Origin of the sequence: Acinetobacter sp. (assembly GCF_041911495.1) — a bacterium.
GTDB lineage: Bacteria > Pseudomonadota > Gammaproteobacteria > Pseudomonadales > Moraxellaceae > Acinetobacter.
The window spans coordinates 1-23,222 of the sequence record NZ_JAYROT010000058.1 but is presented as its reverse complement, the minus strand read 5'-3'; the positions used below and the strand labels follow the sequence as shown (position 1 = coordinate 23,222).

23 protein-coding genes and 4 pseudogenes are annotated in these 23,222 nt (G+C 42.2%); 15 read left to right on the top strand and 12 right to left on the bottom strand.

Annotated features, from left to right (window positions below):
• Positions 1 to 25 precede the first annotated feature (25 nt).
• Positions 26 to 271, top strand: coding sequence for a type II toxin-antitoxin system RelB/DinJ family antitoxin (locus tag ACE3PQ_RS07245; RefSeq protein WP_374296512.1), 246 nt, complete (start codon positions 26 to 28; stop codon positions 269 to 271).
• The gene (locus ACE3PQ_RS07240; protein WP_374296510.1) at positions 261 to 554 is read left to right on the top strand and encodes a type II toxin-antitoxin system RelE/ParE family toxin; all 294 of its coding nucleotides are present in this window, start codon (positions 261 to 263) and stop codon (positions 552 to 554) included. The genes ACE3PQ_RS07245 and ACE3PQ_RS07240 overlap by 11 nt, the downstream gene beginning before the upstream one ends.
• Before the next feature lie 167 nt (positions 555 to 721).
• Here the strand turns inward: ACE3PQ_RS07240 and ACE3PQ_RS07235 are convergent.
• Positions 722 to 1,309: pseudogene (locus tag ACE3PQ_RS07235) on the bottom strand (DUF6338 family protein).
• An 89-nt stretch (positions 1,310 to 1,398) separates the two neighbouring features.
• Positions 1,399 to 1,980: a TIGR00730 family Rossman fold protein gene (locus ACE3PQ_RS07230; RefSeq protein ID WP_374296508.1), complete on the bottom strand. Its 582-nt coding sequence runs from the start codon at positions 1,978 to 1,980 to the stop codon at positions 1,399 to 1,401.
• A 184-nt stretch (positions 1,981 to 2,164) separates the two neighbouring features.
• Here ACE3PQ_RS07230 and ACE3PQ_RS07225 point away from each other — a divergent pair, with 184 nt between their 5' ends.
• On the top strand, positions 2,165 to 3,181 hold the full coding sequence (locus ACE3PQ_RS07225; protein ID WP_241570131.1) for a CorA family divalent cation transporter: 1,017 nt from the start codon (positions 2,165 to 2,167) through the stop codon (positions 3,179 to 3,181).
• A gap of 36 nt (positions 3,182 to 3,217) precedes the next feature.
• Here the strand turns inward: ACE3PQ_RS07225 and ACE3PQ_RS07220 are convergent.
• Positions 3,218 to 3,523: pseudogene (locus ACE3PQ_RS07220) on the bottom strand (LysR substrate-binding domain-containing protein); the annotation flags it as partial.
• 128 nt (positions 3,524 to 3,651) lie between these two features.
• On the opposite strand from ACE3PQ_RS07220, the gene ACE3PQ_RS07215 reads away from it, so the two are divergent.
• Complete coding sequence (locus ACE3PQ_RS07215) at positions 3,652 to 4,512, top strand: MFS transporter (protein ID WP_374296506.1); 861 nt, start codon at positions 3,652 to 3,654, stop codon at positions 4,510 to 4,512.
• A gap of 83 nt (positions 4,513 to 4,595) precedes the next feature.
• Here ACE3PQ_RS07215 and ACE3PQ_RS07210 read toward each other — a convergent pair.
• Positions 4,596 to 5,129, bottom strand: a pseudogene (locus ACE3PQ_RS07210) (lipocalin family protein).
• Positions 5,130 to 5,430: 301 nt separating this feature from the next.
• On the opposite strand from ACE3PQ_RS07210, the gene ACE3PQ_RS07205 reads away from it, so the two are divergent.
• Entirely contained in the window at positions 5,431 to 5,760 is a 330-nt protein-coding gene (locus tag ACE3PQ_RS07205; protein ID WP_374296504.1) for a hypothetical protein, read from the top strand.
• A 104-nt stretch (positions 5,761 to 5,864) separates the two neighbouring features.
• Here the strand turns inward: ACE3PQ_RS07205 and ACE3PQ_RS07200 are convergent, their stop codons facing one another.
• Entirely contained in the window at positions 5,865 to 6,755 is an 891-nt protein-coding gene (locus ACE3PQ_RS07200) for a pirin family protein (RefSeq protein ID WP_374296502.1), read from the bottom strand.
• A gap of 209 nt (positions 6,756 to 6,964) precedes the next feature.
• On the opposite strand from ACE3PQ_RS07200, the gene ACE3PQ_RS07195 reads away from it, so the two are divergent.
• The 3 genes from ACE3PQ_RS07195 (at position 6,965) to ACE3PQ_RS07185 (ending at position 9,069) form a co-directional block, all read left to right on the top strand.
• Entirely contained in the window at positions 6,965 to 7,684 is a 720-nt protein-coding gene (locus ACE3PQ_RS07195) for a DsbC family protein (RefSeq protein WP_374296500.1), read from the top strand.
• Positions 7,685 to 7,887: 203 nt separating this feature from the next.
• The gene (gene mutM, locus ACE3PQ_RS07190; RefSeq protein WP_374296498.1) at positions 7,888 to 8,778 is read left to right on the top strand and encodes a bifunctional DNA-formamidopyrimidine glycosylase/DNA-(apurinic or apyrimidinic site) lyase; all 891 of its coding nucleotides are present in this window, start codon (positions 7,888 to 7,890) and stop codon (positions 8,776 to 8,778) included.
• The gene (locus tag ACE3PQ_RS07185; RefSeq protein WP_374296497.1) at positions 8,779 to 9,069 is read left to right on the top strand and encodes a peptidylprolyl isomerase; all 291 of its coding nucleotides are present in this window, start codon (positions 8,779 to 8,781) and stop codon (positions 9,067 to 9,069) included.
• Positions 9,070 to 9,121: 52 nt separating this feature from the next.
• Here ACE3PQ_RS07185 and ACE3PQ_RS07180 read toward each other — a convergent pair whose 3' ends face one another.
• Entirely contained in the window at positions 9,122 to 9,457 is a 336-nt protein-coding gene (locus ACE3PQ_RS07180) for a gamma-glutamylcyclotransferase family protein (RefSeq protein ID WP_374296495.1), read from the bottom strand.
• A gap of 152 nt (positions 9,458 to 9,609) precedes the next feature.
• The gene (mscL, locus tag ACE3PQ_RS07175; RefSeq protein ID WP_374296493.1) at positions 9,610 to 10,041 is read right to left on the bottom strand and encodes a large conductance mechanosensitive channel protein MscL; all 432 of its coding nucleotides are present in this window, start codon (positions 10,039 to 10,041) and stop codon (positions 9,610 to 9,612) included.
• Positions 10,042 to 10,332: 291 nt separating this feature from the next.
• Here mscL and ACE3PQ_RS07170 point away from each other — a divergent pair, with 291 nt between their 5' ends.
• From ACE3PQ_RS07170 to ACE3PQ_RS07155, 4 genes are all read left to right on the top strand, one after another.
• The gene (locus ACE3PQ_RS07170) at positions 10,333 to 12,357 is read left to right on the top strand and encodes a M3 family metallopeptidase (RefSeq protein ID WP_374296492.1); all 2,025 of its coding nucleotides are present in this window, start codon (positions 10,333 to 10,335) and stop codon (positions 12,355 to 12,357) included.
• Positions 12,358 to 12,541: 184 nt separating this feature from the next.
• Positions 12,542 to 12,748, top strand: coding sequence for a YheV family putative zinc ribbon protein (locus ACE3PQ_RS07165; protein WP_374296490.1), 207 nt, complete (start codon positions 12,542 to 12,544; stop codon positions 12,746 to 12,748).
• Positions 12,749 to 12,775: 27 nt separating this feature from the next.
• Positions 12,776 to 13,252: a hypothetical protein gene (locus ACE3PQ_RS07160; protein ID WP_374296488.1), complete on the top strand. Its 477-nt coding sequence runs from the start codon at positions 12,776 to 12,778 to the stop codon at positions 13,250 to 13,252.
• Positions 13,253 to 13,442: 190 nt separating this feature from the next.
• Positions 13,443 to 14,321 carry a DMT family transporter gene (locus ACE3PQ_RS07155; RefSeq protein WP_374296486.1) on the top strand — a complete coding sequence of 293 codons (879 nt, stop codon included), beginning with the start codon at positions 13,443 to 13,445 and terminating at the stop codon, positions 14,319 to 14,321.
• A 141-nt stretch (positions 14,322 to 14,462) separates the two neighbouring features.
• Here ACE3PQ_RS07155 and ACE3PQ_RS07150 read toward each other — a convergent pair.
• From ACE3PQ_RS07150 to ACE3PQ_RS07135, 4 genes and pseudogenes are all read right to left on the bottom strand, one after another.
• Positions 14,463 to 16,645 (bottom strand): annotated as a pseudogene (locus ACE3PQ_RS07150) (TRAP transporter large permease subunit).
• 233 nt (positions 16,646 to 16,878) lie between these two features.
• On the bottom strand, positions 16,879 to 17,469 hold the full coding sequence (gene rrtA, locus ACE3PQ_RS07145; RefSeq protein WP_374296484.1) for a rhombosortase: 591 nt from the start codon (positions 17,467 to 17,469) through the stop codon (positions 16,879 to 16,881).
• Between the two features lie 51 nt (positions 17,470 to 17,520).
• Complete coding sequence (locus ACE3PQ_RS07140; protein WP_374296482.1) at positions 17,521 to 17,913, bottom strand: hypothetical protein; 393 nt, start codon at positions 17,911 to 17,913, stop codon at positions 17,521 to 17,523.
• 621 nt (positions 17,914 to 18,534) lie between these two features.
• A complete protein-coding gene (locus ACE3PQ_RS07135) occupies positions 18,535 to 19,707 on the bottom strand; it encodes an acyl-CoA dehydrogenase family protein (RefSeq protein WP_374296481.1) in 1,173 nt (390 codons plus the stop codon).
• Positions 19,708 to 19,982: 275 nt separating this feature from the next.
• Here ACE3PQ_RS07135 and ACE3PQ_RS07130 point away from each other — a divergent pair, with 275 nt between their 5' ends.
• A complete protein-coding gene (locus tag ACE3PQ_RS07130) occupies positions 19,983 to 20,243 on the top strand; it encodes a succinate dehydrogenase assembly factor 2 (protein WP_374296479.1) in 261 nt (86 codons plus the stop codon).
• 37 nt (positions 20,244 to 20,280) lie between these two features.
• Positions 20,281 to 20,703 (top strand): hypothetical protein, encoded by a 423-nt coding sequence (locus ACE3PQ_RS07125; protein WP_374296477.1) that lies wholly within the window; start codon positions 20,281 to 20,283, stop codon positions 20,701 to 20,703.
• Positions 20,704 to 20,785: 82 nt separating this feature from the next.
• Here ACE3PQ_RS07125 and serA read toward each other — a convergent pair whose 3' ends face one another.
• On the bottom strand, positions 20,786 to 22,015 hold the full coding sequence (serA, locus tag ACE3PQ_RS07120) for a phosphoglycerate dehydrogenase (protein WP_374296475.1): 1,230 nt from the start codon (positions 22,013 to 22,015) through the stop codon (positions 20,786 to 20,788).
• Between the two features lie 100 nt (positions 22,016 to 22,115).
• Between serA and ACE3PQ_RS07115 the strand changes: the two genes are divergently transcribed.
• Positions 22,116 to 23,222 (top strand): FAD-binding oxidoreductase (locus ACE3PQ_RS07115; protein WP_374296473.1); only part of this gene is annotated, 1,107 nt, incomplete at its 3' end.

The window sequence follows — 23,222 nt, the reverse complement described above, 5'->3', positions numbered from 1 at the left end:
ATCAAATAACTTCGGAAGTATAAAAATGGCAACTGTAAACTTTAGAGTGGATGAAGCACTCAAGAAGAAATCTTATGCCGTGCTAAAGGAGCAAGGTATTGCACCGACGGAGTTCTTCACCAATATGCTTGAATATATTGCAAACACTGGGAAGCTCCCTGTACAAAAGACGCTACTTTCTGAGGATGATGCCGAGCTTTTGGCGATCGTTCGCAAACGTATCAATGATTCAAAAGAGATGTTTGAGGAAGTCACTTTAGATGACTTATAAGCTATTACGACATAAGGATTTTACGAGAGAATGGGATAATCTCCCTGTCGCTATCCGTGATCAACTCAAGAAAAAGCTCGCCAAAGTCATTGAACAACCACATATTCCTAAGAACCTACTTCGAGGTGATCTTGCAGGTTGCTATAAGATCAAATTACTTAAAGCTGGAGTGAGATTGGTCTATCAAGTCATAGATGATGAAGTGGTGATTTTACTCATCACCGTTGGCAAACGTGCTGATAGTGCCGCCTATGATGAGGCTAAAAAGCGTATAACTCTTTAATACAATGAAAATCCACATAGAATTATTTTTAAGGCTTTGACTTAGTGGGGCGAGGTGGTGGTGGTGTGAATTCGGGAATAGGTCAAGATGGTGCTACGTGTCCTTTAAGCTCAGATGTGCTCAAAGGCACATGAACTTTTTTCTGATTACTCATGTTTACTCCAATCCTATGAAATTTCTGAAAATGCCATCGTTTTTATATCTTTTGACAAAATCACAATCCCAAGATCTTTCTCATCATTGTTGCGTTTAAACACATCATATTCAAGAGCCCAAAACTGTTTTAAGAAAATTCCCAACTCTTCAGGGTAACTTGTCAAGAATCCGAATACGCCACCGATTAATGTGCCATCGTTGAGCTCCACTTGCACCCAAGCATGCTTATTTTTTCGAATCTCTACATTAAAGTATTCTAAAGGTGATTTGTGTGGTTATTTCCCTGCTTGAAAATTTTTAGATACCCAGTTAACTAAACAAACCCAAACAAATGCTAAGAAACAAGGACAAATAAGTAATGTGAGGACTCCCAAGAAAAATAAGCACCCAATATTTAAAACATATTTATCAATAAAATAAATAAGAGGGAATCCAACAACTGCATAATTTAAGCAACTAAAAAAAAGTGCATCTATAATTTCTTTCCCAATCTCCTTTTTACCGACTGAATAGAAAAAATCATATGTCTTTAACGCAACGAATCCTGGAATACAGAAAAAAATAAATATTAAAATTTTATGTTGGTCTAGGATATCCATAATTTTCCTTAAAATTTAATTTGAATTCACGAGATACCACAATAAGATTATTAAGGAGATACTTACTTTTCACAAATTCTTTATTTAAATCACGGCTCGACCGCCCCTTTTGTCCACTTGGCATGCGGTGCTTGATAGTTTTGGAAGGCTTCAACGATGGTTTCGATCGAATCACTATTGATCAACATATCGGCATACATCTGCTTGGTGAAATGCTTATTCGCCATCTGATTCACCATGGCGATCAACGGATCGTAATAACCAAGCACATTCAGAAAAGCACAGGGCTTTTGATGGATACCAAGTTGTGCCCATGTCCATTGCTCAGCGATTTCTTCTAATGTCCCTGCGCCACCTGGCAAGGCAATGAAGCCATCGGCAAGCTCCGCCATTTTCTGCTTCCGTTCATGCATATTTGCCACCACATACAGTTCGGTCAAACCGTGATGGGCAATTTCACGATCAACCAAATCTTTGGGCATGACACCAATCACTTTGCCACCACTCGCAAGCGCACTATCTGCCACAGCACCCATCAGCCCAACTTTGCCACCACCATAAATAAGGGTGAGTTGATGGTTGGCGAGATACTCACCAACGAACTGCGCCGACTCGACATAATGCGCATCATTACCAGAAGATGAACCACAAAAAATAGCGATTGCTTGCATAAGGAAAACTCAGATATTCATTAATTGGTCATAAGCGGTTAGTATAACCATACTCGCTTTTTTGCAAAAAGTGATTTTAAGTAGTGCAATTTTTGCAATAGCTTGACTACAATAGGCTAACTTAAACGGTTCATCTTTTTTAGAGATCAACTCACTCTAACCAACTAGCGCAAGGAGGACGACTATGCTTGAAGCGTTTTACGCCACCGATCGCGGTAGTTTAGAAGATGACACCATCAATGGTGGTTTTGATCTACACCCTGAGTTGGTGTGGATTGATCTGATTGCGCCGACCCATGAAGAGCAAGATTGGGTGCTTGAGGCATATAAGCAAAACCTACCAACGCTCAAATCTTTAGAAGACATTTCTTCTTCAGCACGTTTTTATCGTGATGACGAAGGAATTTTGCATATCAGTACCTATTTCCTCACCAAAAACAAGAACTTCCAAGCCGACGGTGAAAGTGAAGAATTTGAAAATATGTTGGCGGCGACTATTCAGACCGTTGCTTTCATTCTGACCAAAGATCGTTTGATTACCTTGCGTGGTGAGAAGCTCGTTGCTTTTCGTGCTTTTCGTGCTCGGGCTCGTCGCAATGATTACGACATGGATTTTAAAGATCCTGTTTGGATACTTTTAGGACTACTTGAAGCCAAACTCGATGAGCTTGCGGATATCTTGGAAGATATCCACAAGGACTTGGAAAAGTACGCCACCGAAGTGCTCAACAATCATCATCGTGAGCAGATTCTTGATCTTGACGACATGATTACACGTCTTGCCCATCAAGAAGATATGCTCGGAAAAGCACAACTGTGTTTGATTGATTTACGTCGTGTTTTGACTTTCTTATCACGCCCTCGTGCGCTCGGCAGTCATATCTATGATGCGGATATTCGAGAGCTCAACGAAGATGTCCGCTCACTCGTAGAACACAACGCTTTCTTATTTCAAAAAGTGCGCTTCCTGATGGATACCACCTCAGGATTCATTAATACTGAACAAAGTGACACCATCAAACGATTCTCGATTTTGCCAAGTATGCTTGCGCCACCGATGCTCATCGCCAGTATCTACGGCATGAATACCGATGTCTTACCTTTTGCGCATGGCACGACCAGTTTTATTATCGTGGCAATTTTGATCATGATCTTTTTTATTGGACCGATTATTTATTTCCGTTGGAAAAAGTGGATTTAAGTTTGCAATCTTTTGTTGTAATATCCAAAAGTAAAGCTACTTAGTTATCTCGATATTTTTTAATTTCTCTGCCAAAAACTCGATAAATATCCGTACCCGTTTCGGCAAATGATCTTGCTGATAATACACCGCATGGATGGTTTGGTAAGTGATGATATTTTCATCTTCAAATAAAGCGACCAATCGCCCATGCCTCAAGTCTTTTGATACCACAAATTCTGATAAACAGGTTATTCCATTACCAAGCAATGCAAGTTGCCTAATCGCTTCACCATTTGACAGTTTTAATTTTGGATTCACGGTCAACCATCCATCATGTGACTTCAGAGGCCATGTATTGAGCACAACTATTATTGATTTTTAGTCAACAATATTTTGCCTAAAGTCCAATTTTTCAACAAGCCTTTTTTAGCGAGAATAGCATCATCTTAAAACACTTGGGTTTTTCTCAATTTTTTTGAGTATTGCGAATGAAATCATCTCTCCCTCTGTTGGCACTTGCGGTCGGTGCATTTGCCATTGGGACTACTGAATTTTCACCGATGGGCTTCTTACCTGAGATTGCCACAGGTTTGGATATTTCTATTCCACAAGCGGGTATGCTGATCACCGCTTATGCTGTGGGTGTGATGATTGGTGCGCCATTTATGACGCTACTATTGTCATCTGCGCCACGACGCAAGGCTTTGATCTTGCTGATGGCGATTTTCACCATTAGCAATATCTTGGCAGTATTCGCACCAAACTATGTCAGTCTGATGGGCGCACGAATCATTACCAGTTTGAATCACGGCGCATTCTTTGGCATAGGTTCGGTGGTAGCAGCCAGCCTTGTACCGAAAGAGAAACAAGCCAGTGCGGTCGCCATGATGTTTATGGGACTGACCATTGCTAATATTGGTGGCGTACCACTTGCCACTTGGTTGAGTCAAAATTTCGGTTGGCGTAATGCTTTTGCGGTAATTTCTGGGCAGGGTGTGGTGATGATGCTCGTTTTCCCGATTTTGGCAATAACAGCGATTGGTGCAGGTATAGCCCTGGTGATCTGGGGTGCAGCAACCTTTGCCGTGGTGCCACCATTACAAATGCGTGTCATGGAAGTGGTACATGAAGCGCAAGGCTTGGCATCTTCTGTGAATATCGGTGCATTTAACTTGGGCAATGCGGTGGGTGCAGCCGCAGGTGGTGCGGTGCTGAGCCTAGGACTTGGCTATGTGGCGGTATCGCTCACAGGTGCTGTTTTGGCAGGTATTATGATGTTGTTGGTTCTTTGGCAAATGCGTCGTCGATCTGATACTACAACGGAAGCACAAGTTTGCACTTCTAATTAAATTCATAAAATTGAAAATAACGCCTCTACTTTGAGGCGTTTTTATTTATCAAAGGCTTTAATCAGCATTGATCCATAGATCAATTATTTCTCAGCGCTATGCTTCGTCCGAATCAGTTTCGATAAATCGTAGCCTTGTGCTTTGGCGGTATTGAGATAATCTTCTATCACCGCTTCATCCACATCAGGTGTCCGTGACAATAACCACAGATAGCGATGCGACGGTCCGCCCACCAATGCCACTTGGTAATCTTCATCGACACGAAGCACCCAATAATCCCCCTTGCTAAAAGGCACCCAACGCAACCCTTTTGGTAAGAAGCTGACTTTCAATTGGCTGTTACCATCATTTTGTGGATAGGCAACGCCCTCCGATACATCTAGCTTACCCTCTTTATTCATGCATTGATTGCGCACTTTGATAGTTTTATCAGAATTAAGACTATACTTGGCTTGCACGTCACTGGCGCAGTTGCGCTAAAAATACATCGGCAATCGTGCCACCTCGTACCACGTGCCTGCATATTTTTGCACGTCAATCGCATCAACCGCTTTAGGCTTTCCTTGTGAATGAGTTTGTGTCGCAATTTCACTGTTCTGTGCATATGCCGAGCTCATTAAAAGTGCCATACCTGTAATCGTGGCAAAAGTTAGCCATGCTTTTTTGTTATGCATTGTGTTTACTCCAATAAAAATGAATGTGAAAAATATAGATTCATTAAAGCAAATATCTGCATGACGTATTGTTGTCGAATCTCATTGTTTTAACGAATAATAATTTACAATTTATGTTTTCATGTAACATTTACTATGCTTTAAACAGTAACGTAAGCTTTAAAAAGTCACTAAGTCACCATACAATAAAATCGTTCGTATTTAATGACGCCACAAAATGACAAAAACTCGAGAAAACATCACAATGAAGAATATCCTATCTATCGCCATTATCCTGATGTCGAGCTTGGTTTTAACAGGCTGTAGCCCTCAGCCAAGTCAAGAAGAACTACATGCGCTCTACCAAGAACAGATCAATCAAACCAATAATCTTGCCTCCCGAATCATGAAGCAAGAGGGTGAGATCATGAAAGTGACTCGCTTTGAAAAGTTGGATTGTAATAAGGTGGATAAAAGCAAAGATCTGAACTGTCGTGTCAATGTCACCGTCGAGATGCCATTCTTAGGCGCACAAACTAATACCGCCGATCTACGTGTGGCAAAAGGTGAAAGTGGCTGGGTTTTGGTGGATTAAGGTATTCACTCACAACCGTCAATTTTCACTGTAGTTTTGTAGATACCAAAAAACGAGGCACTTGACCTCGTTTTTTCATGTGTTTTACATTTCTCACTCAGACATTATGCCTCAGTTGGAATCTCACCAAATTTACCACTTTGGAAATCTACAAAAGCTTGTTTGATTTCAGCTTGAGTATTCATCACGAATGGACCATAACCTTCGATAGGCTCATTCAATGGTTCCCCTGTGAGTATCAAGAATTTTGCATCTTGATTGACCACCACTTCAAAGTCTGCCTCACCATCTCGTGCCAAGACTGCAACACTATTGGCTTTGACAGTTTGATCGCTATTGACCACCACTTCACCATTCAATATGACCAACATCGCATTATGTGTCACAGGGACAAAGAAGCGATGTGTGGTACCTGCTTTCAGCACACCATCCCACATGTTGACAGGTGAGTAGGTTGAAGCAACGCCTTTTTGGTCATTTCCTGTTTGATCATGATAGCTCCCTGCGATCACACGCAAGTTACTACCTTCATCATCAAGGGTGACATTTGGAATTTCATCCGCAGTGATACCTTGATATTTTGGTGGTGTCATTTTGTCTTTGGCTGGCAAATTCACCCAAAGCTGAACCATCTCAAAGATACCGCCATCTCGAGCAAAATCTGTGGAATGGAACTCTTCATGCACCACACCTGATGCCGCGGTCATCCATTGCACATCACCTGTTTTGATGGTACCACCACCGCCACTTGAGTCACGGTGAGAAACCTCGCCACTGTATGCAATCGTCACTGTTTCAAAGCCACGGTGTGGATGTGAACCCACGCCATGCTGCTCAGTAGTCGGTTGGAATGGATAAGGTGCAGCATAGTCCAAAAGTAAGAATGGGCTAATCGCTTGACCTAAACGATCATAGGAAAACAAGTTCCGTACTGGGAATCCATCGCCCACCCAATGCATTTGGTTGTTGTTAATATTTGCGATCACTTTTCTCATGATTCATCTCCAATTCGTTATGAAGCTATTATAGGAGCTGATTTGCCGAATAAATAGCCAATAAAATCAACATATCGTTCCTCTATTGCAACAGTAAAGATTTCAGTTTTGAATACGAGCTCTCAACGTGGTATGCCTTTGAACACATCTAATCTTGTATATTCTGCGATGTTTCTGCATTATGTCTAAAACACGGAAAGAGTAATGATATGAAGCTCCTACATAACGCAACGATCGCATTGATGGGGTTGGCGCTAACTTTCAGTAGTGCAAGTTTTGCCGATGCTGATACATTGACGAAAAATTTAAAAAACAATTATCCAAACTTGAGTGCCAAAGTCGTTGGTAAAAGCCCTGTCGATGACATTTATGAGGTTCAAGTTGCAGGCAATCTGGTCTATACCGATGAAGATGCACGTTATTTCTTTGTTGGAAATTTGGTCGATTTCAAAACCAAAACCAACTTGACTGAACAACGTCAACAAGAGCTGAGTCAAATCGACATCAGTCAGCTCCCTTTAGAAAATGCAGTTAAAAATGTCAAAGGCAAAGGTGAGCGTAAACTCTATGTGTTTAGCGATCCAGACTGTCCGTATTGCCAACGACTAGAGCAAGAGTTGACAACTGTGGATAACGTCACGATTTACACATTTATCATGCCTTTAAAAGCATTACACCCAAATGCTGAAACGATCGCAAAAAAGGTATGGTGTTCTCAAAATCGCTACGAAGCATGGGAAGACTACATGCTTCACAAACAAGCGCCGAGTGCTGTAGAGAACTGCAAAAACCCAATCGCACAAAATATTGACCTTGCAGCGACCTTGAATATCACAGGTACACCAACATTATTTCTCAATAATGGACAACGTATTTCGGGTAGTCGTACTGCACAAGAGTTAGAAATGTTACTTGATACCGTAAAGTAAAAATCCTAATTAGCGTGATAAAAACGGATGATCATCATCCGTTTTTTATTACCTGTAACATATGAAAACTTAATACAACGACACTAACGAATACTCAATAACAAACGCTCTGATCGTGGTATGCACGAAAACATATGAATAAAGGATGAAACAAATAGTGATATGATTTACACACTTAAAATTTTTAGCCATATGCTTTCAGAATGCCTGAACTTCCAGAAGTCGAAACCACCAAAGCTAGCCTTGAACCCTTATTGGGATTACGCTTAGTCAATGTCACGGTCTATCAACCCTCGTTGCGTTGGGCTGTGCCTGCTGATCTTTCACAACTCATTGGCTTAACACTCAATCATTTAAGTCGTCGCTCAAAGTACATCATCGCCGATTTTGAGGGAAAACAGATGCTTTGGCATCTCGGCATGTCAGGTAGCTTTCGACTGTGTGAGCCAAATACTACGTTACGAAAGCACGATCATGTGGTTTTTGATTTTGGCGATATTCACTTGCGTTACCACGATCCTAGACGCTTTGGTTGCTTGCTTTGGCTCGACCAAACGCATCAAGAAAAATTACTTGATTCACTTGGACCAGAACCCTTATCCGATGATTTCAACGCCGATTATTTATTTGAAAAATTAAAAAACAAGCAAGTCGCCATTAAAGTCGCCTTGATGGACAATCATACTGTGGTCGGTGTGGGAAATATTTATGCCACAGAATGTCTGTTTAACACAGCGATTCACCCTGCTCAGCCTGCCTATAGTTTAAGCCAAGCGCAGGTAACTGCTTTGGTCGCAGAGATTAAAAAAGTTTTAGCACATGCCATCCAACTTGGTGGCTCAACGCTTCGGGATTATAGTAATGCCAGCGGTGAGAATGGCTATTTCCAACAGACCTTACTTGCTTATGGGCGTGTCGGGGAGATGTGCGTCAACTGTGAAACCCCGATCGAAAATATCAAACTCGGACAACGTGCCAGTGCCTTTTGTCCGCAATGTCAGCTTTTTAAAAAGGTAAAGATAAAAACAACCGCAACAAAATCGAAGAAAAAGGCGACTCAAGTGAGTGCGAAAAAAAACAAAAGGAGTGGTTAAATGAAGACTGCGATCGTTCGCCATATCTTGGTCAAAGACAAAGCTCTTGCCGAAGCGCTTAAGCAAAAAATCCTCGCAGGTGCAGATTTTGCCAAGATCGCAAAACAACACTCCATCTGTAACTCAGCGAAACGTGGTGGTGAGCTCGGCGAGGTAAAGAAAGGACAACTCGTTCCTGTGATTGATAAATTGGTTTTTAGCGCAGAAGAACGCAAACTGCACGGTCCAATCAAAAGCCAATTTGGCTTTCATCTGCTTGAAATTAAATTCCGAATAGATGGCTTTCGCTAATTTATTTTTTGAGTTTCAGAATAGACAATTAATATTGTGCTTAATATAGAAATCAGTCGTGCAAATTTTTCATGATATATACCCACGCATCAATGGGCTGTCCATTGTCATCAAAGCCTTGTACTTCGACGCGCTCGTATTGCAAACCTTCAAACTCATCCAACATCTGCAAATGCACATCAAGCTGATCATGTATAAAGAATAAACCTTCAACTTGATCTGCTTTAGGATCAGGAACGATCGCAGGCAATCCAATATCAGGTCCCCAATCCAGTGTATGAACCACACCATGTACATAACCCTTTTGCCAACGTCCTTTTAACGGTGCAAGGATATGTTCATTCGGTTGATTTGGTCGCAATGTACCGTAAACAAAAAGCGTATTCATTTCACTCGATATGACCAAATTTTCAGGCATGGTAAACTGAAAACCATAAACTTTCTATTAAAAACTTAGCTCAAGTTAGCTTAAAAATGACCATAAAAAACGGCAATGAATGCCGTTTTTCTGTAGCTAATAGTGATTTAAAAAAATGCGACTTATGGTCGGTTTTTCAATTGATCACGAATTTCACGAAGCAACTCGATGTCTTCAGGTGTTGCTGCTGGCTCAGGCGCAGCTTCTTCTTTACGACGCATTTTGTTCATGGCTTTAACCAATAAGAACACCACAAATGCCAACAAGATAAAGTTGATGAAAATGGTAATAAAGTTACCATAATGGAAGATATTCAAACCTGCTTCTTTGGCAGCTTCTAAAGTTTGAATATTGTTTGGGTTGTCACCCAAAATCACGAACATATTGGTGAAATCTACTTCACCGCCCAAGATCCATGAAATCAAAGGCATAATCACATCTTTGACCAATGAATCAATAATTTTACCGAAAGCGCCACCGATGATCACACCGACAGCCAAATCCATCATATTGCCTTTTAAGGCAAATTCCTTAAATTCTTGTACCATGCCCATGTGCTAAATCTCCAGATTACAAATTGTTCAGCATTATTTATATTTCTCGAGCAAAGAGAAATTATGATCAATTTACTTGTTTTTCATATAAACACCAAGATAGATAAACCTAAATACACAAAAAAATATCGATTTGTTTATGTTTTGCAAAATATTTTTGGTTACTTTTAAAGGCTAATGCCGATATAAACGCTAATAGCGTTTTATTTTAATTATTTTGTCTAGATCGCTTGATTTTACATGCTTTTGCACTTATTAAATTCAATGAAGATAATATTTTAGAGTGTGAATATGCAACCCCAGCCAGCGACATTACCTTTACCACAATTCAGTCAAATCAATATTCAACAATTAAAACAAGACATTCTCGATTTGATTCAGCGTGGTTTAAATCTGCTTGCACAAGTCCAAACACCGCAAGATTTTCAGCACAGCTTACATACTGTTGAACAGTTTGATGAATTTGAAAATCAATTCAGTGAGCTGTTTGGTGTGCTGTCACATCTTAATGCGGTGATGAACACGCCTGAGCTCCGTGAAGTCTATCAATCGCTCTTGCCTGAAATTAGCAACTTTTATACCCAAGCAGGGCAAAACGAAGCGCTGTATCAAACTTATCAATTCATCGCTGATCAAACCGAATTTGCCAACTTGCGTCCTGCATTGCAAAGTGCTATCCAACATGCCATCAAAGACTTCAAATTGTCTGGTGTAGCACTGCCACCTGAGAAAAAAGCGATTTATGCGGAAAATGTTGCGCGTTTATCTCAGCTGTCATCAGACTTTTCTAACCATGTACTCGATGCCACGCAGGCATATCATTTGCCCTTAGATGATGTACAGCTCAAAGGCATTCCTGCCAGTAGCCAAGCGCTACTGCGTCAATACGGTGAACAAAAAGGCGTAGATCAAGCGGTTGCAACGCTAGACATTCCAGCCTATCTCGCCATCATGACATATGCCGATGATCGTGAGTTACGCAAGACCATCTATCATGCCTATACCACTCGTGCCTCGGAGCTTGGCGGTCATCCCGAGTTTGATAATAGCGCCATCATGCAAGAGATTTTGGCGCTGCGTGAATCACAAGCACAGTTACTTGGATTTACCAATTATGCCGAGTTGTCTTTGGCGAAAAAAATGGCACCAAGCGTAGAGAAAGTCCGTGAATTTCTAATTGATCTTGCAGACAAAGCCAAAGCGCCTGCCAAGCAAGAACTAGCGGAAATCCAAGCCTTTGCGGAAAAGGATGGCATTACTGATTTGCAAGCATGGGACACGGCGTATTATGCTGAGAAAATTAAACAGCAAAACTTTAATCTGTCACAAGAAGCCTTAAAACCATATTTTCCAATTCAAAAAGTGGTCAATGGCTTATTCCAAATCGCTGAAAAACTGTATGCGGTGAATATCGTTGAGAAGCAAGCGGATCTTTGGCATCGGGATGCTAAATATTACGAAGTAGAAGAACAAGGTCAGGTGATTGGCGGATTCTACTTTGACCTCTATGCACGTGAAAATAAACGTGGCGGTGCGTGGATGAGTGGCTTCCGTTCTAAAGTCAGAGATCAGCAACTTGATCAAAAGCCTGTGGCGTTTATGGTGTGTAACTTTGCACCGCCTGTTGGCGATCAACCTGCACAGCTTACCCATGATGAAATCACCACCTTATTCCATGAGTTTGGACACGGCTTGCACCATATCTTGACTGAAGCCGATCATATCGGCGTGGCAGGTACGCACGCTGTGGCGTGGGATGCGGTGGAACTGCCAAGTCAGTTTATGGAATTTTGGGCGTGGGAAGAGCAAGGTCTAGATTTGATCAGTGCGCATATCGACTCAGGTGCACCACTGGAAAAGTCACTTTTGGACGCATTATTTGCAGCACGCTTCTTCCAAACAGGGATGCAAACTTTAAGACAAGTCGAATTTGCCTTATTTGACTTAGATATTCATGCGCAAAGTCCTGCACCAACAACCGCACAGATTCAGCAGATTTTAGATGACGTACGTGCGCAAGTTGCTGTACTCAACACACCACGTGACAACCGTTTCCAACATAGCTTTAGCCATATCTTTGCTGGCGGTTATGCAGCGGGTTATTATTCCTACAAATGGGCTGAAGTGCTTGCCAGTGATGCCTTTGACCGCTTTGAACAAGAAGGGATTTTTAATGTCGAAACAGGTCAAGCCTTCCGCAAAGCCATTCTTGCTGTCGGTGGGCAAGTCGAAGCACTGCAAGCTTTCACCGAGTTTCGTGGTCGTGAGCCAAGTATTGACGCGCTGCTACGACACAATGGTTGGACGAGCGCTTAAATCCACTGTGCGGGCGTCGCATTTTGGCGATGTCTTTTAATCTTTTGAAAGATTGGACGAGGTGTAGTGAATTCGTTACACTTAGCAATGATCCATTGATCGCAAAGCTTCGTACTGTAAACCCGTGCTTTGCTGCGCATCACGTCATGGGAAAAATCAATTGTAAAAGTCATAGGTTGTATTCATGAAACGACGTTTTATCGCAGGGGCGAAATGCCCAAAATGTCAGGCACAGGATCGTGTCGTCATGATCACCACCCATGATGATGAGTGGATCGAATGTGTCGAATGCGACTATACAGAGCAACGACCTAGCGAAGAAAGCTATGTCGAGCCTGAAGCGCCTGACGATATTGGGGTAATACAATTTAAACCACGGCAACGCCAATAAATTTAATAACGTAATAGGTTTCCACGCATGTCGAGTGAACAATCAAATAAAACATTATGGATCATTATCGGTGTAATTTGCCTCGTTGTTTTGGCGATCGCAGCCTACATCGGTTTGCAAGACAATCAACCTGCTAAAAGTGCGACAACAACAGAAGAGTCAGCAGTTCGTCCACTCGAAGAACGTAGCTTAAATGATGAACAGCTGACAGATATTGCCAAGCAATCCACAACTCAAACTGAGCAAATGCAGGAAAATAGTGAAGAATTTGCGGCCTTAGTAGATGAGTCGCTGGTTGAACAGCCGATTGCTGAAGATCAAGCGCTACAAAAAGACGAAATTGCGCAACTTGAGGAAGTCCAAAAGCAACTGGCTGAACAAAAAGATTTGCTTGAACAACAACATCAAGATGCGGACAAATTGCTTGAGCTGAAAGAGCAACAACTTGCAGAGCTTGAGGCACAATTGCAAAATTCTGAAAATACGCAAACTTCAGCGCAATAATTCACTGCTATTAATCCATAACATAAGAAACATCGCATCATTTAAGAATTTCTGTACAATATAGTCGAAGAAATTGATTTCTGATACAAGGCAACTGAGCGAAGATGTACAAAAATACTGCGAACGAGGTTAACGCTGTAGCAGGAATCAAGTTCTCAGACTATAGCGATTATTGTGCCAACTTTCTATTATGCATGACAGCACCTCCAATATCCGTACTGCGCTCTTTCTCTTAACAATATCTGCCTTTCTTTTTGCGACGATGGGCGTACTGATTCGCCTCGCTTCTCATACGGTTGATAATGCTGCGATCGTATTTTTTCGTAATGCGATCGGATTGATTTTTATTTTTCCATTGGTCATTCGATCAGGTTTTCAAAATCTAAAAACGCAAAAGCTGTGGATGCATACCTGGCGTGCAGTGATCGGACTGATTGCGATGTATGGCTTTTTCTATGCCATTGCACATATGAAACTGTCTAATGCGATGGTATTTACCTATTCTTCACCAATTTTTATTCCGTTAGTGGCGTGGTTATTTTTAAAAGAACGTATTACGTCATGGATGCTCATCACCTCTATCTTGGGCATGATCGGCGTAATTTTTGTGGCAAAGCCTGATAGTGGTTTATTCAATACCTTGTCTGCCATTGGCATCACCGCTAGCTTCTGTGCTGCGATGGCATTCGTCACGGTTCGTGCATTGACCCGTACCGAGCCACCCGTGCGTATCGTGTTTTATTTTTGCTTAATTGCCACCATCATTTCTGCGGTACCCATGTTTTGGCATTGGCGAGCATTCGATATCATGGAAATGATTTATCTTGTTGGTGCAGGCGTTTTGGCAACCACAAGTCAGCTGTGCATGTCACATGCCTATAAGCTCGCACCTGCGGGTCAGATTGGTCCTGCGAATTATTTAGCGATTATTTTTGCAGGGATTTGGGCAGCGATACTTTGGCAAGAATATCCTGATATGTTTAATCTGATCGGTTTTAGTTTAATCTTTATTGCGTTACTAATGTGTTCACCACAGATTCAGCGTAAAGTTCAGCGCCTATTCTCTTAACAACGTCCTTCTCAACAAGTTCACTCTTATCAACTTCTAAAGTATCTGCAATAAAGTATCTGCAATTTCACGCAAAAAAAATAAGCATCCGAAGATGCTTATTTTTAGTTATTGATGGTCAGTTTCTCTCACTTACTACACTTACTGATACCAACCAAACAGTTTGAGTAAGTATGGAACAAAGGTCACGATCAACATCGCAGGGAACATTACCATCAATGGTAATAACCAACGCTCGAAGCGATAGTAGAATGACAAGTGACGTACCTCAGCATCGGCATCTGCAACCTCAGCATCACCGATAGACTGCCTTGCGAGGAGCTGATTCAGTGCAACAGGTGGTGATACATAACCAAGCTCAAAGCTGATCAATGCAATCATCCAGAAGTGAACTGGTTCAATACCATACGAGTAAGCCACTGGCGCAACTGTCGCAGAGATCAAGATCACCGCACCGAATGGATCCATGACCATACCGACGAAGATCATCAAGATCGCAAGCATCGTCAATGCCATCACGATACTGCTCAAGTCAGTTGGCATGATGCTCATCACTTCGATACGCTCAAGATAGCCACCGACACTCACAGACAATGCCATCAGCATAATCAATGCGCCAATATGACCAATGGTTTCAAAGGTCGCATAACTCACCGACTTGAAGAAACCAATCTGTTCACGTGGCTCATGTGTTGGTGCATTGGCATGTTCGTAATCTTGTAGCGACTCATCCCAATGACCTGTTGCAGGTTGTGGTTCAGGTGCTTTACGCAGTGAATCAAACAATACCATTGCCAACAGAATAATCGGCATGATCACTTGCGCTGTGAATTCATTCAAGTTGGTATCAAGTACAAACTTGTAGAATGCCCAAACTGCTACTGCGATCACGATATACGGTGATACAGGTACCAATGCTTTGGCAGAGTTTGGGAATGCGACCGCAGGTGATGCAATACGGAACTTCTCTTTCGCCAAAATCAATGAAATGATCAAGAATAACGTTGAGGTCAACAAGAACACGTACACACCATAATGGTAGAGCAAGTCAGTTGTGACTTCTTTATTCAAAGATGCAATGACCACGATCAATAGGCATGGACGAAGTACCACACCCATCGAACCTGACATCGCAGCAGCAGCAATCGCATACTGACGACGACCGCCCGCATTCCACACTTCACGATAAATGATCGCACCCGCAGCGATTACGAAGATACCTGAAGCACCTGTATACGCTGTCGGTAGAGCCGCAGCCAATAGAATCAACCATGTTAATGTTTCAGGCGCAAAGTTCCACGGACGTAGAATATTCAAGAATAAATCGACGACACGAGTTCGCTTGAGCAACATACCCACCCAAATGAATAATGATAAGCTCAAGAAGATATTTGAGAACTCAATGAGTTGTCCCAAATAGATCGCTTGACCCATCGGATAATTCATCAGGAATGTAAAGTTTGCACCTGTAGAAATCGCCATGTAGGCATATAACGGCACACTTAAGAACGCAAGCCCAATGCTTCCACCCTCTTGGGTTGGCACAGGCGGTTTCACCAATTTATACAAGCTGATCAAGGTCAATAGTGAGAATAAACCAATCCACAGCCAGTAAATAATCTGCATCTTGGTCGCAACTTCGACCCCTGCATTCATCGCCGAATTGTATTGGAAAATACAGGCACTGGTCAGGAATAGGTTGGCAATCACCATTGCCACGCCATAGACCTTAAAGTCGATCTTGGTACTCGGCGCTCGAAGCCCGATATGATGAATGTTAAACGTCGTAATGATCGAAGCAATCGCCACCATGAGCATGAGCAGTAACGCACGGTATTCCGTACCAAACTTAAAGATACCGAAGAAAGTCGTTTCAAAGGCACGATAAGTCCGAACACTCGGATGCTCGTCTATATGTGTGACGATCTGATCATAAAAATTATGCTTTTCTACACAGGACGCTTGCCCTGCAATGATTGAATTACGTACATCTTCCTCTGAGGCAACCCCAAAGAAGTCCGCAAATTCATCACTTTGATTGGCTGCCATCTGTTGTTGAACTGCAGCATCAATATCAATATTGCGTTCACAACTCGGTTTTTCAGGCTCAGCACGAAGGAAGGAGTATTGAATCCCAGTATCAGGATCACCGTAGATTTACTCACCGACACGTAATAGCTGTCCGTGAATCATCTCTCCAGTACCAATGATCAGGGTAAGTAGCAATAAGAAAAGATGGCAATGGTCGATAACCATTCATATCCATTTCTAGGCTTCCCTGGATCAACCTTATGTGCATCGTGGTGTTGATTACTATCTTGCATATGTATCCCACATTAATTACAAACGCCAGTCAGAGAAGCTCATTTTCTCGACTATTGCATCTGCTTGTTGTTATTACATCCATTTGATGCCGATCCCGACATCTCACTTTCCAGTTTTGTGTAATTTGCAGTATTTCTAAGCAATTGAAAATAGCTATTTTCAAATTATTTGCGTTAATTTAGTCAACTCTTGCCAAGTCTTTACCGTCGAATCTGCGAATATCCATCCGCTTTTAATAGACCAAACGAAGTGCCCATTTTGAACAGATACGATTCCAAAGCAAAACCATCAACAGCAGTATGATGCTCATCAATGCGCCGAGCTGATGGGCTTCGATCAAGATCGGACTACCTATCATTTTCATCGTGGCAGAGATTTCACCAACCGTTGCTTCCCAAATCAATTTTGCGATCAAGCCTACAAGGATAAGTGTTGCAAATAATCGTTCACGTGGAAATTGCATAGACACAAGCGCAGCCATTGCATACAAGCCATGTAGCACACCTGAAAACCCTGCATAGGCTTCGATCTGAGGAAAGTACCAATAAAAGCCCAAGCTGATCATCAATGGTAAAATGACAATAAAAAGTAACAGTAGGCGTGTGCGAATTTTATGGAAAATAAAAGGAAAACAGATAAAGGCGATCAGATTGAGTAGATAATGTACCCATCCCACATGCACCCAATGCGCTGTAATAAATCGCCACGGCTGTGACAACATCACTTCACGCAGATAAATAAAAAAATCAGGCGCAAATTGCATAATTGCACTCAGCATTGCACTGAGTACAATCAACATCAATTTGCCTTGCTCTGATTTCATTCGCTACCTTAACTTGATTTTCAGTAGCCTACTGCTTTTGAGTACAGACTGTTATTCCGCAGGTTGGCTATCAGACTCTACTGCCTCATCTTCGACTGCTTCTTCCACAGTTTCAGTTTCAACAGCTTCTTCTGCTTGACTCTCTGTCGCTTCAAATTCTGTCGCTTCAGATTCAGTTGCTTGCTCTTCAACTGCTTCTGCCTCTACGGTTTCTTCGACAGCTTCTGGCTCAGCTTCAACCGCTGGCACATTTGGATCAGCGTCTAGGGCATCAAACAAGTCCGCACCAAGATCAACTAAACCATCATCAGGAGTTTCATCCCAGAATGTGTTAAAGCCACCATCTGCCATACGCACGCCAGTATTCTCAGTCCAATAACGGTCTGCAACCGAGCGCACCATCAAGCCTGCCATTGTATTGACAAGGCGATAGTCAGGATTCACTGCCTTACCTTCACCAATCGAATTACCATACGCACGGAGCGCTTCACGGATGCGAGCAGGATCACCACACCCTGGCGCAACTTCTGAACCTTAGGCATAAATAGACGTCCTCTATCTCAATATTTTTTTGATGTCCCTAACCACTCACCATAGCAAAGCTTATTGTTGTTGAAAAGACCGCTTTGCAAGTGTTACTTGGCAGTATAGTCAATTTACCGCTCAGATCAAATATTCTACAGCATTATTTTTTTATTCTAGGCATAAAAAAACAAGCCTATGGGAGAATAGACTTGTTTTTTGTACAACTTAAAGCTTGGAATGCTTATTTTTTTAAGAATGTTGATGATCTAACATTTCACGAAGTACAGTGCCAGCACGACCAATGACGATTGCAAGAACAATGACTAGCAGGACGAAAAGATAAGTTGGAATAATCATTTCACTCACCTCTATCTCAGTTGATGAATTTTTATACTATCCAAAAATAATTTCAACCTAAGCCATTTTGTCTAACAATTTGCCCGTATCGGATCAAACTGTGAAATATATCTCAAATTGATAAATTATCGAAACATCAGGAACATTACACCGCACCGCTTTTCTCGCCAATGATTTAACAGATTAGAGGGTTCTTGAAATCAACTCTTTCATAATCTCATTCGTCCCTGCATAGATACGATTGGCTCGGTTGTCGATATACGCTCTAGCGATTGGGTATTCAAGCATATAGCCATAGCCACCATGCAGTTGCACACATTCATCGACGACTTTGGAGAACATATCCGAAATCTTATACTTCGCCGCCGCCGCCGCATCAATGCCAAGTTTTTCTTCGAGTTGAAGCTCCATACAACGATCTAAATAGGCACGGCAGAAGTCTATCTCGGTACGTAGTTCTGCCAGTTTAAAGCGTGTATTTTGGAAGCTTGCTACCGCTTTCCCAAAGGCTTTGCGCTCTTTGGTGTATTGAATAGTATGTGCGAGCGCTGCTTCTGCACCTGCCTGACAGATGATCGCAACTAACATACGCTCCCATGCAAGTTCTTTCATCAACATCATAAATCCCATGCCTTGCATACCAAGTAAGTTTTCTTTTGGCACTCGGACATTATCAAAAAATAGCTCGCAAGTATCTTGCCCTTTCATCCCAACTTTTTTGAGTGGTTTGCCTTTGCTAAAGCCTGCACGATCCGCTTCAACGATGATCAAGGATAAATTCGCAGAGCCTTTTTCCTCTTTGCCTGTTTTGCAGACCACGATCGCCATATCGCAAAGATAGCCATTGGTGATAAAGATTTTTGAACCATTAATAATATAGTCATCGCCATCAAGCTCTGCGGTAGTCCGCACTGCTTGCAAATCTGATCCAGTTCCCGGCTCAGTCATCGCAATCGCTGTGACGATTTCACCTGATGCCATCTTCGTTAGCCAGTGGCTTTTTTGTGCTTCATTGCCGAAGTTATTAATGTAATTGGCAACAATATCAGAGTGCAGTGAGAAGCCTGTGCTGGAGTCCATCGCATAGGCTTGTTCTTCGATCAAGATCATACTGTACAAGCGATCTACACCTGAGCCACCGTACTGTTCAGGCATGGTCGCACAGAGCAAACCGAGCTCGCCCGCCTTGTTCCACAAGTCACGATCGACATGCTGTTGTGTTTCGTATTTTTCGATATTTGGTACCACTTCTTTTTCATAGAAGCGACGCACCGTGTCACGAAAGGCATCGTGTTCAGCATTAAATAAATTGCGGGGAAGCATATTGGCAATCGGACGAATCGCACCTTCAGACATAACAAATCCTTGTATTCAAAATCATTTAAAAACATTCAATCTTTAAAAGGTGAAAATTTTCACCATTCAATTCGCCATTTAGTTAAAAGCAAAGCCAATGTACAAACAATGCGCACAATGCTCAAATCCAAAGAAGAACTGGCAGATTTTGCCAAGACCACAATTCATGCAAATTGAGTCAATCCAATACGGAAAATCAGAGAAATATGGAAAAATAGTTTACAATTTCACGAATTTAATCGGTTTGATTCCGATTCACTCATTGAGGATACCTTATGTCAGTCGAACCTACTTTAGAACAGCGAAAAGTCATCTACCGTGCCCGTCGTGGCTTAAAAGAGTTGGATATTTATTTTGACCCATATGTGAAAACTCAGTATTTAACTGCACCTACTGATGAGCAAGCCTTATTTGAAGCATTGGTTGAACAAGAAGATCCAGATTTGCTTGATTGGTTTATGGCAGTGTCTGAGCCTGAGAATAAAGCATTGCTTGATTTGATTGCGAAGATGAAAAGTTTCGTGCACAGCAACTAACTGTCTTTTCATCACAAGCATTTTGAAATATTGAGTTATGGATACGTCAAGTCTATATGTACAGCTCAAAGTCAGTTTTTATAAATTACTGATTCACATTGGTTTATTAGCTATTTTATTTGTACTTACTTTACAAACCATGCCAAGTATTTGGGCGTTCTTATTGACCGTCGTAGCAGGTTTCTTATCTTTATTTTTTAGAAATCGCTCGCCCATCACGGCAATGGCACATTTAGATCAAAACACGTGGACACTCGCAAGAAATTCACTTAAAAATTCTCAAGTTGCCAAATCGAATCTTCAACAACAAGCCGAATTAAAATCAATTCAATCCTTTGGCGCATTATTGCTTTTTCAATTTGTGAGTCATGAGGAAAAGGCGATTCATCTGTGGATTGCCAAAGATCAAGTGACGCTCGATGATTGGAAAAAGCTCAAACAATTGCAACTACTAAATTAACTTCATCAACCCACGCTCAGCTCACAAAAAAACCATCCCGAAGGATGGTTTAGATTTTGTAGGATTATTGCTTTAACGATACTTAGAATAAAACACGTACTCGAATCGTACCTTCAACATTTTGCAAAGTATCCAAGGCTTCTTGTGATGCAGAGGCGTCTACATCCATGACCAAGTAACCGACATCGCCTTTAGTCATCAAAGATTGACCTGCGATATTTATGCCTTGCTCAGCAAATAGTGTGTTGATTTTTGACAAGACACCTGGAACATTCTTATGAATGTGCAATAGGCGATGTTGACCTTCTGTCAATGGCAATGCGATCTCGGGGAAGTTCACCGCCGATAAAGTCATACCTTTGTCAGAATACGCAACGAATTTCTCACCCACTTCAAGACCGATGTTCGCCTGCGCTTCCATGGTTGAACCACCGACGTGTGGTGTCAAGATCACATTGTCTAGACCACGTAGCGGAGATTGGAATTCTTCACCATTGGCTTTCGGCTCTTTCGGGAATACATCCACTGCCGCACCTGCCAAGTGACCTGATTTTAAGGCATCAGCCAAATCTTCGATCACTACACATGTACCACGAGCCGCATTCATAAAGATTGCGCCTTCTTTCATTTGCGCAAATTGTTCTTTGGTAAAGAAGTAACGTGTAGACGGTACATCAGGCACATGTAATGAAACCACGTCTGCATTAGAAAGTAATTCACCCATCGAACCGACTTGACGTGCATTACCGAGTGGCAGCTTCGTCACGACATCATAATAAATCACGTGCATACCCAAGCTTTCTGCGATCACAGAAAGTTGCGAGCCGATCGAACCATAACCAACGATACCCAAGGTCTTACCACGGGTTTCAAAAGAACCCACAGCTGACTTGTCCCAACCCCCACGGTGACAGACCATATTTTTTTCAGGGACACGACGAAGTAGTAAGATCGCTTGCGCCAAGACCAATTCTGCAACTGAACGGGTATTCGAATACGGTGCATTAAATACTGGAATACCACGCGCCATAGCGGCTTTCAAGTCTACTTGGTTGGTACCAATACAGAAGCAACCAATGGCAATCAACTTATTCGCCGACTCAATGACTTCTTCAGTCAACTGGGTACGAGAACGAATCCCAACGAAATGCGCATCTTGGATCGCCTCTTTCAGTTCATCACCTTCAAGCGCAGTTTTACGATAATCGATATTGGTATAACCTGCTGCGTTCAAAGTATCGATGGCATTTTGATGCACACCTTCTAACAAGAGGAAACGAATTTTATCTTTTGGAAGTGAAAGTTGGCTCATCACGACTCCGCTACAAAGGCCAAAAATTGAATCGCAGTATGATATCATATACCGCTGATTTTGAATCATGTCTTTTTCATCGATATTTGGGTTGAGCCCTATGAATGCTTCTGTCAATTTACCGCCTAATTTTCTTACCGCTATTCAAAACATTGTCAGTGAACAACGTGTCAAAACTGACACCGACGCACTGATGACGTGGGGTAAAGACTGGACCAAACATTTTGAGCCAAACCCAAGTGTGATCGTGTTTCCAAGCACCACACAAGAAGTGGCGGATTTGGTTAAAATAGCCAATCAATTCAATATCGCCATCACACCATCTGGCGGTCGCACAGGCCTATCTGCGGGTGCAGTCGCAGCCAATGGCGAAATGGTGGTGAGCCTTGATCGCATGAATAAAGTGCTGAACTTCTACCCTGCCGATCGTATGGTACATATTCAAGCCGGTATGGTGACTGAGCAATTGCAAGACTACGCCGAGTCGCAAGGTTTATATTATCCAGTTGATTTTGCCTCAGCTGGCTCAAGTCAGATCGGTGGCAATATCGGCACCAATGCCGGCGGGATCAAAGTCATCAAATATGGTATGACGCGTAACTGGGTGCTTGGTTTGACCGTGGTCACGGGCAAAGGCGATGTATTACATATTAATAAAGGCATGATCAAAAATGCGACAGGCTATGCGCTACAGCATTTATTCATCGGTGGTGAGGGCACACTGGGCATCGTCACCGAAGCAGAAATCAAACTGGAACGTCAACCGCAAGACTTACAAGTTTTGGTGCTTGGTGTACCAGACTTCGATGCGGTGATGCCTGTATTACACGCCTTTCAAAGTAATATTGACCTGACCGCATTCGAGTTCTTCGGTGAAGTCGCCATGCAAAAAGTCCTTGATCATGGTCATGTACAACGTCCATTTGACAGTGAATGTCCGTTCTACGTGTTACTTGAGTTTGAAGCACCGTTTGAGCCGATCATGGATAAAGCGATGGAATTGTTCGAGCATTGCATGGAACAAGGTTGGGTGCTTGATGGGGTGATGAGCCAAAATCTTGAGCAAGTCCAGAATCTTTGGCGACTACGTGAAGACATTTCCGAGTCGATTGCACCATTTACGCCATATAAAAATGACATTTCCGTGTTAATTACCCATGTGCCTGCATTTATTGCTGAGATCGACCAAATCGTGACAGAGAATTAT

Bases quoted from the DNA above. Each gene is read 5' to 3' on its own strand.
- ACE3PQ_RS07245 (WP_374296512.1), top strand. From the start codon at position 26: ATGGCAACTGTAAACTTTAGAGTGGATGAAGCACTCAAGAAGAAATCT.
- ACE3PQ_RS07240 (WP_374296510.1), top strand. From the start codon at position 261: ATGACTTATAAGCTATTACGACATAAGGATTTTACGAGAGAATGGGAT.
- ACE3PQ_RS07230 (WP_374296508.1), bottom strand. From the start codon at position 1,980: ATGCAAGCAATCGCTATTTTTTGTGGTTCATCTTCTGGTAATGATGCG.
- ACE3PQ_RS07225 (WP_241570131.1), top strand. From the start codon at position 2,165: ATGCTTGAAGCGTTTTACGCCACCGATCGCGGTAGTTTAGAAGATGAC.
- ACE3PQ_RS07215 (WP_374296506.1), top strand. From the start codon at position 3,652: ATGAAATCATCTCTCCCTCTGTTGGCACTTGCGGTCGGTGCATTTGCC.
- ACE3PQ_RS07205 (WP_374296504.1), top strand. From the start codon at position 5,431: ATGAAGAATATCCTATCTATCGCCATTATCCTGATGTCGAGCTTGGTT.
- ACE3PQ_RS07200 (WP_374296502.1), bottom strand. From the start codon at position 6,755: ATGAGAAAAGTGATCGCAAATATTAACAACAACCAAATGCATTGGGTG.
- ACE3PQ_RS07195 (WP_374296500.1), top strand. From the start codon at position 6,965: ATGAAGCTCCTACATAACGCAACGATCGCATTGATGGGGTTGGCGCTA.
- mutM (WP_374296498.1), top strand. From the start codon at position 7,888: ATGCCTGAACTTCCAGAAGTCGAAACCACCAAAGCTAGCCTTGAACCC.
- ACE3PQ_RS07185 (WP_374296497.1), top strand. From the start codon at position 8,779: ATGAAGACTGCGATCGTTCGCCATATCTTGGTCAAAGACAAAGCTCTT.
- ACE3PQ_RS07180 (WP_374296495.1), bottom strand. From the start codon at position 9,457: ATGAATACGCTTTTTGTTTACGGTACATTGCGACCAAATCAACCGAAT.
- mscL (WP_374296493.1), bottom strand. From the start codon at position 10,041: ATGGGCATGGTACAAGAATTTAAGGAATTTGCCTTAAAAGGCAATATG.
- ACE3PQ_RS07170 (WP_374296492.1), top strand. From the start codon at position 10,333: ATGCAACCCCAGCCAGCGACATTACCTTTACCACAATTCAGTCAAATC.
- ACE3PQ_RS07165 (WP_374296490.1), top strand. From the start codon at position 12,542: ATGAAACGACGTTTTATCGCAGGGGCGAAATGCCCAAAATGTCAGGCA.
- ACE3PQ_RS07160 (WP_374296488.1), top strand. From the start codon at position 12,776: ATGTCGAGTGAACAATCAAATAAAACATTATGGATCATTATCGGTGTA.
- ACE3PQ_RS07155 (WP_374296486.1), top strand. From the start codon at position 13,443: ATGCATGACAGCACCTCCAATATCCGTACTGCGCTCTTTCTCTTAACA.
- rrtA (WP_374296484.1), bottom strand. From the start codon at position 17,469: ATGAAATCAGAGCAAGGCAAATTGATGTTGATTGTACTCAGTGCAATG.
- ACE3PQ_RS07135 (WP_374296481.1), bottom strand. From the start codon at position 19,707: ATGTCTGAAGGTGCGATTCGTCCGATTGCCAATATGCTTCCCCGCAAT.
- ACE3PQ_RS07130 (WP_374296479.1), top strand. From the start codon at position 19,983: ATGTCAGTCGAACCTACTTTAGAACAGCGAAAAGTCATCTACCGTGCC.
- ACE3PQ_RS07125 (WP_374296477.1), top strand. From the start codon at position 20,281: ATGGATACGTCAAGTCTATATGTACAGCTCAAAGTCAGTTTTTATAAA.
- serA (WP_374296475.1), bottom strand. From the start codon at position 22,015: ATGAGCCAACTTTCACTTCCAAAAGATAAAATTCGTTTCCTCTTGTTA.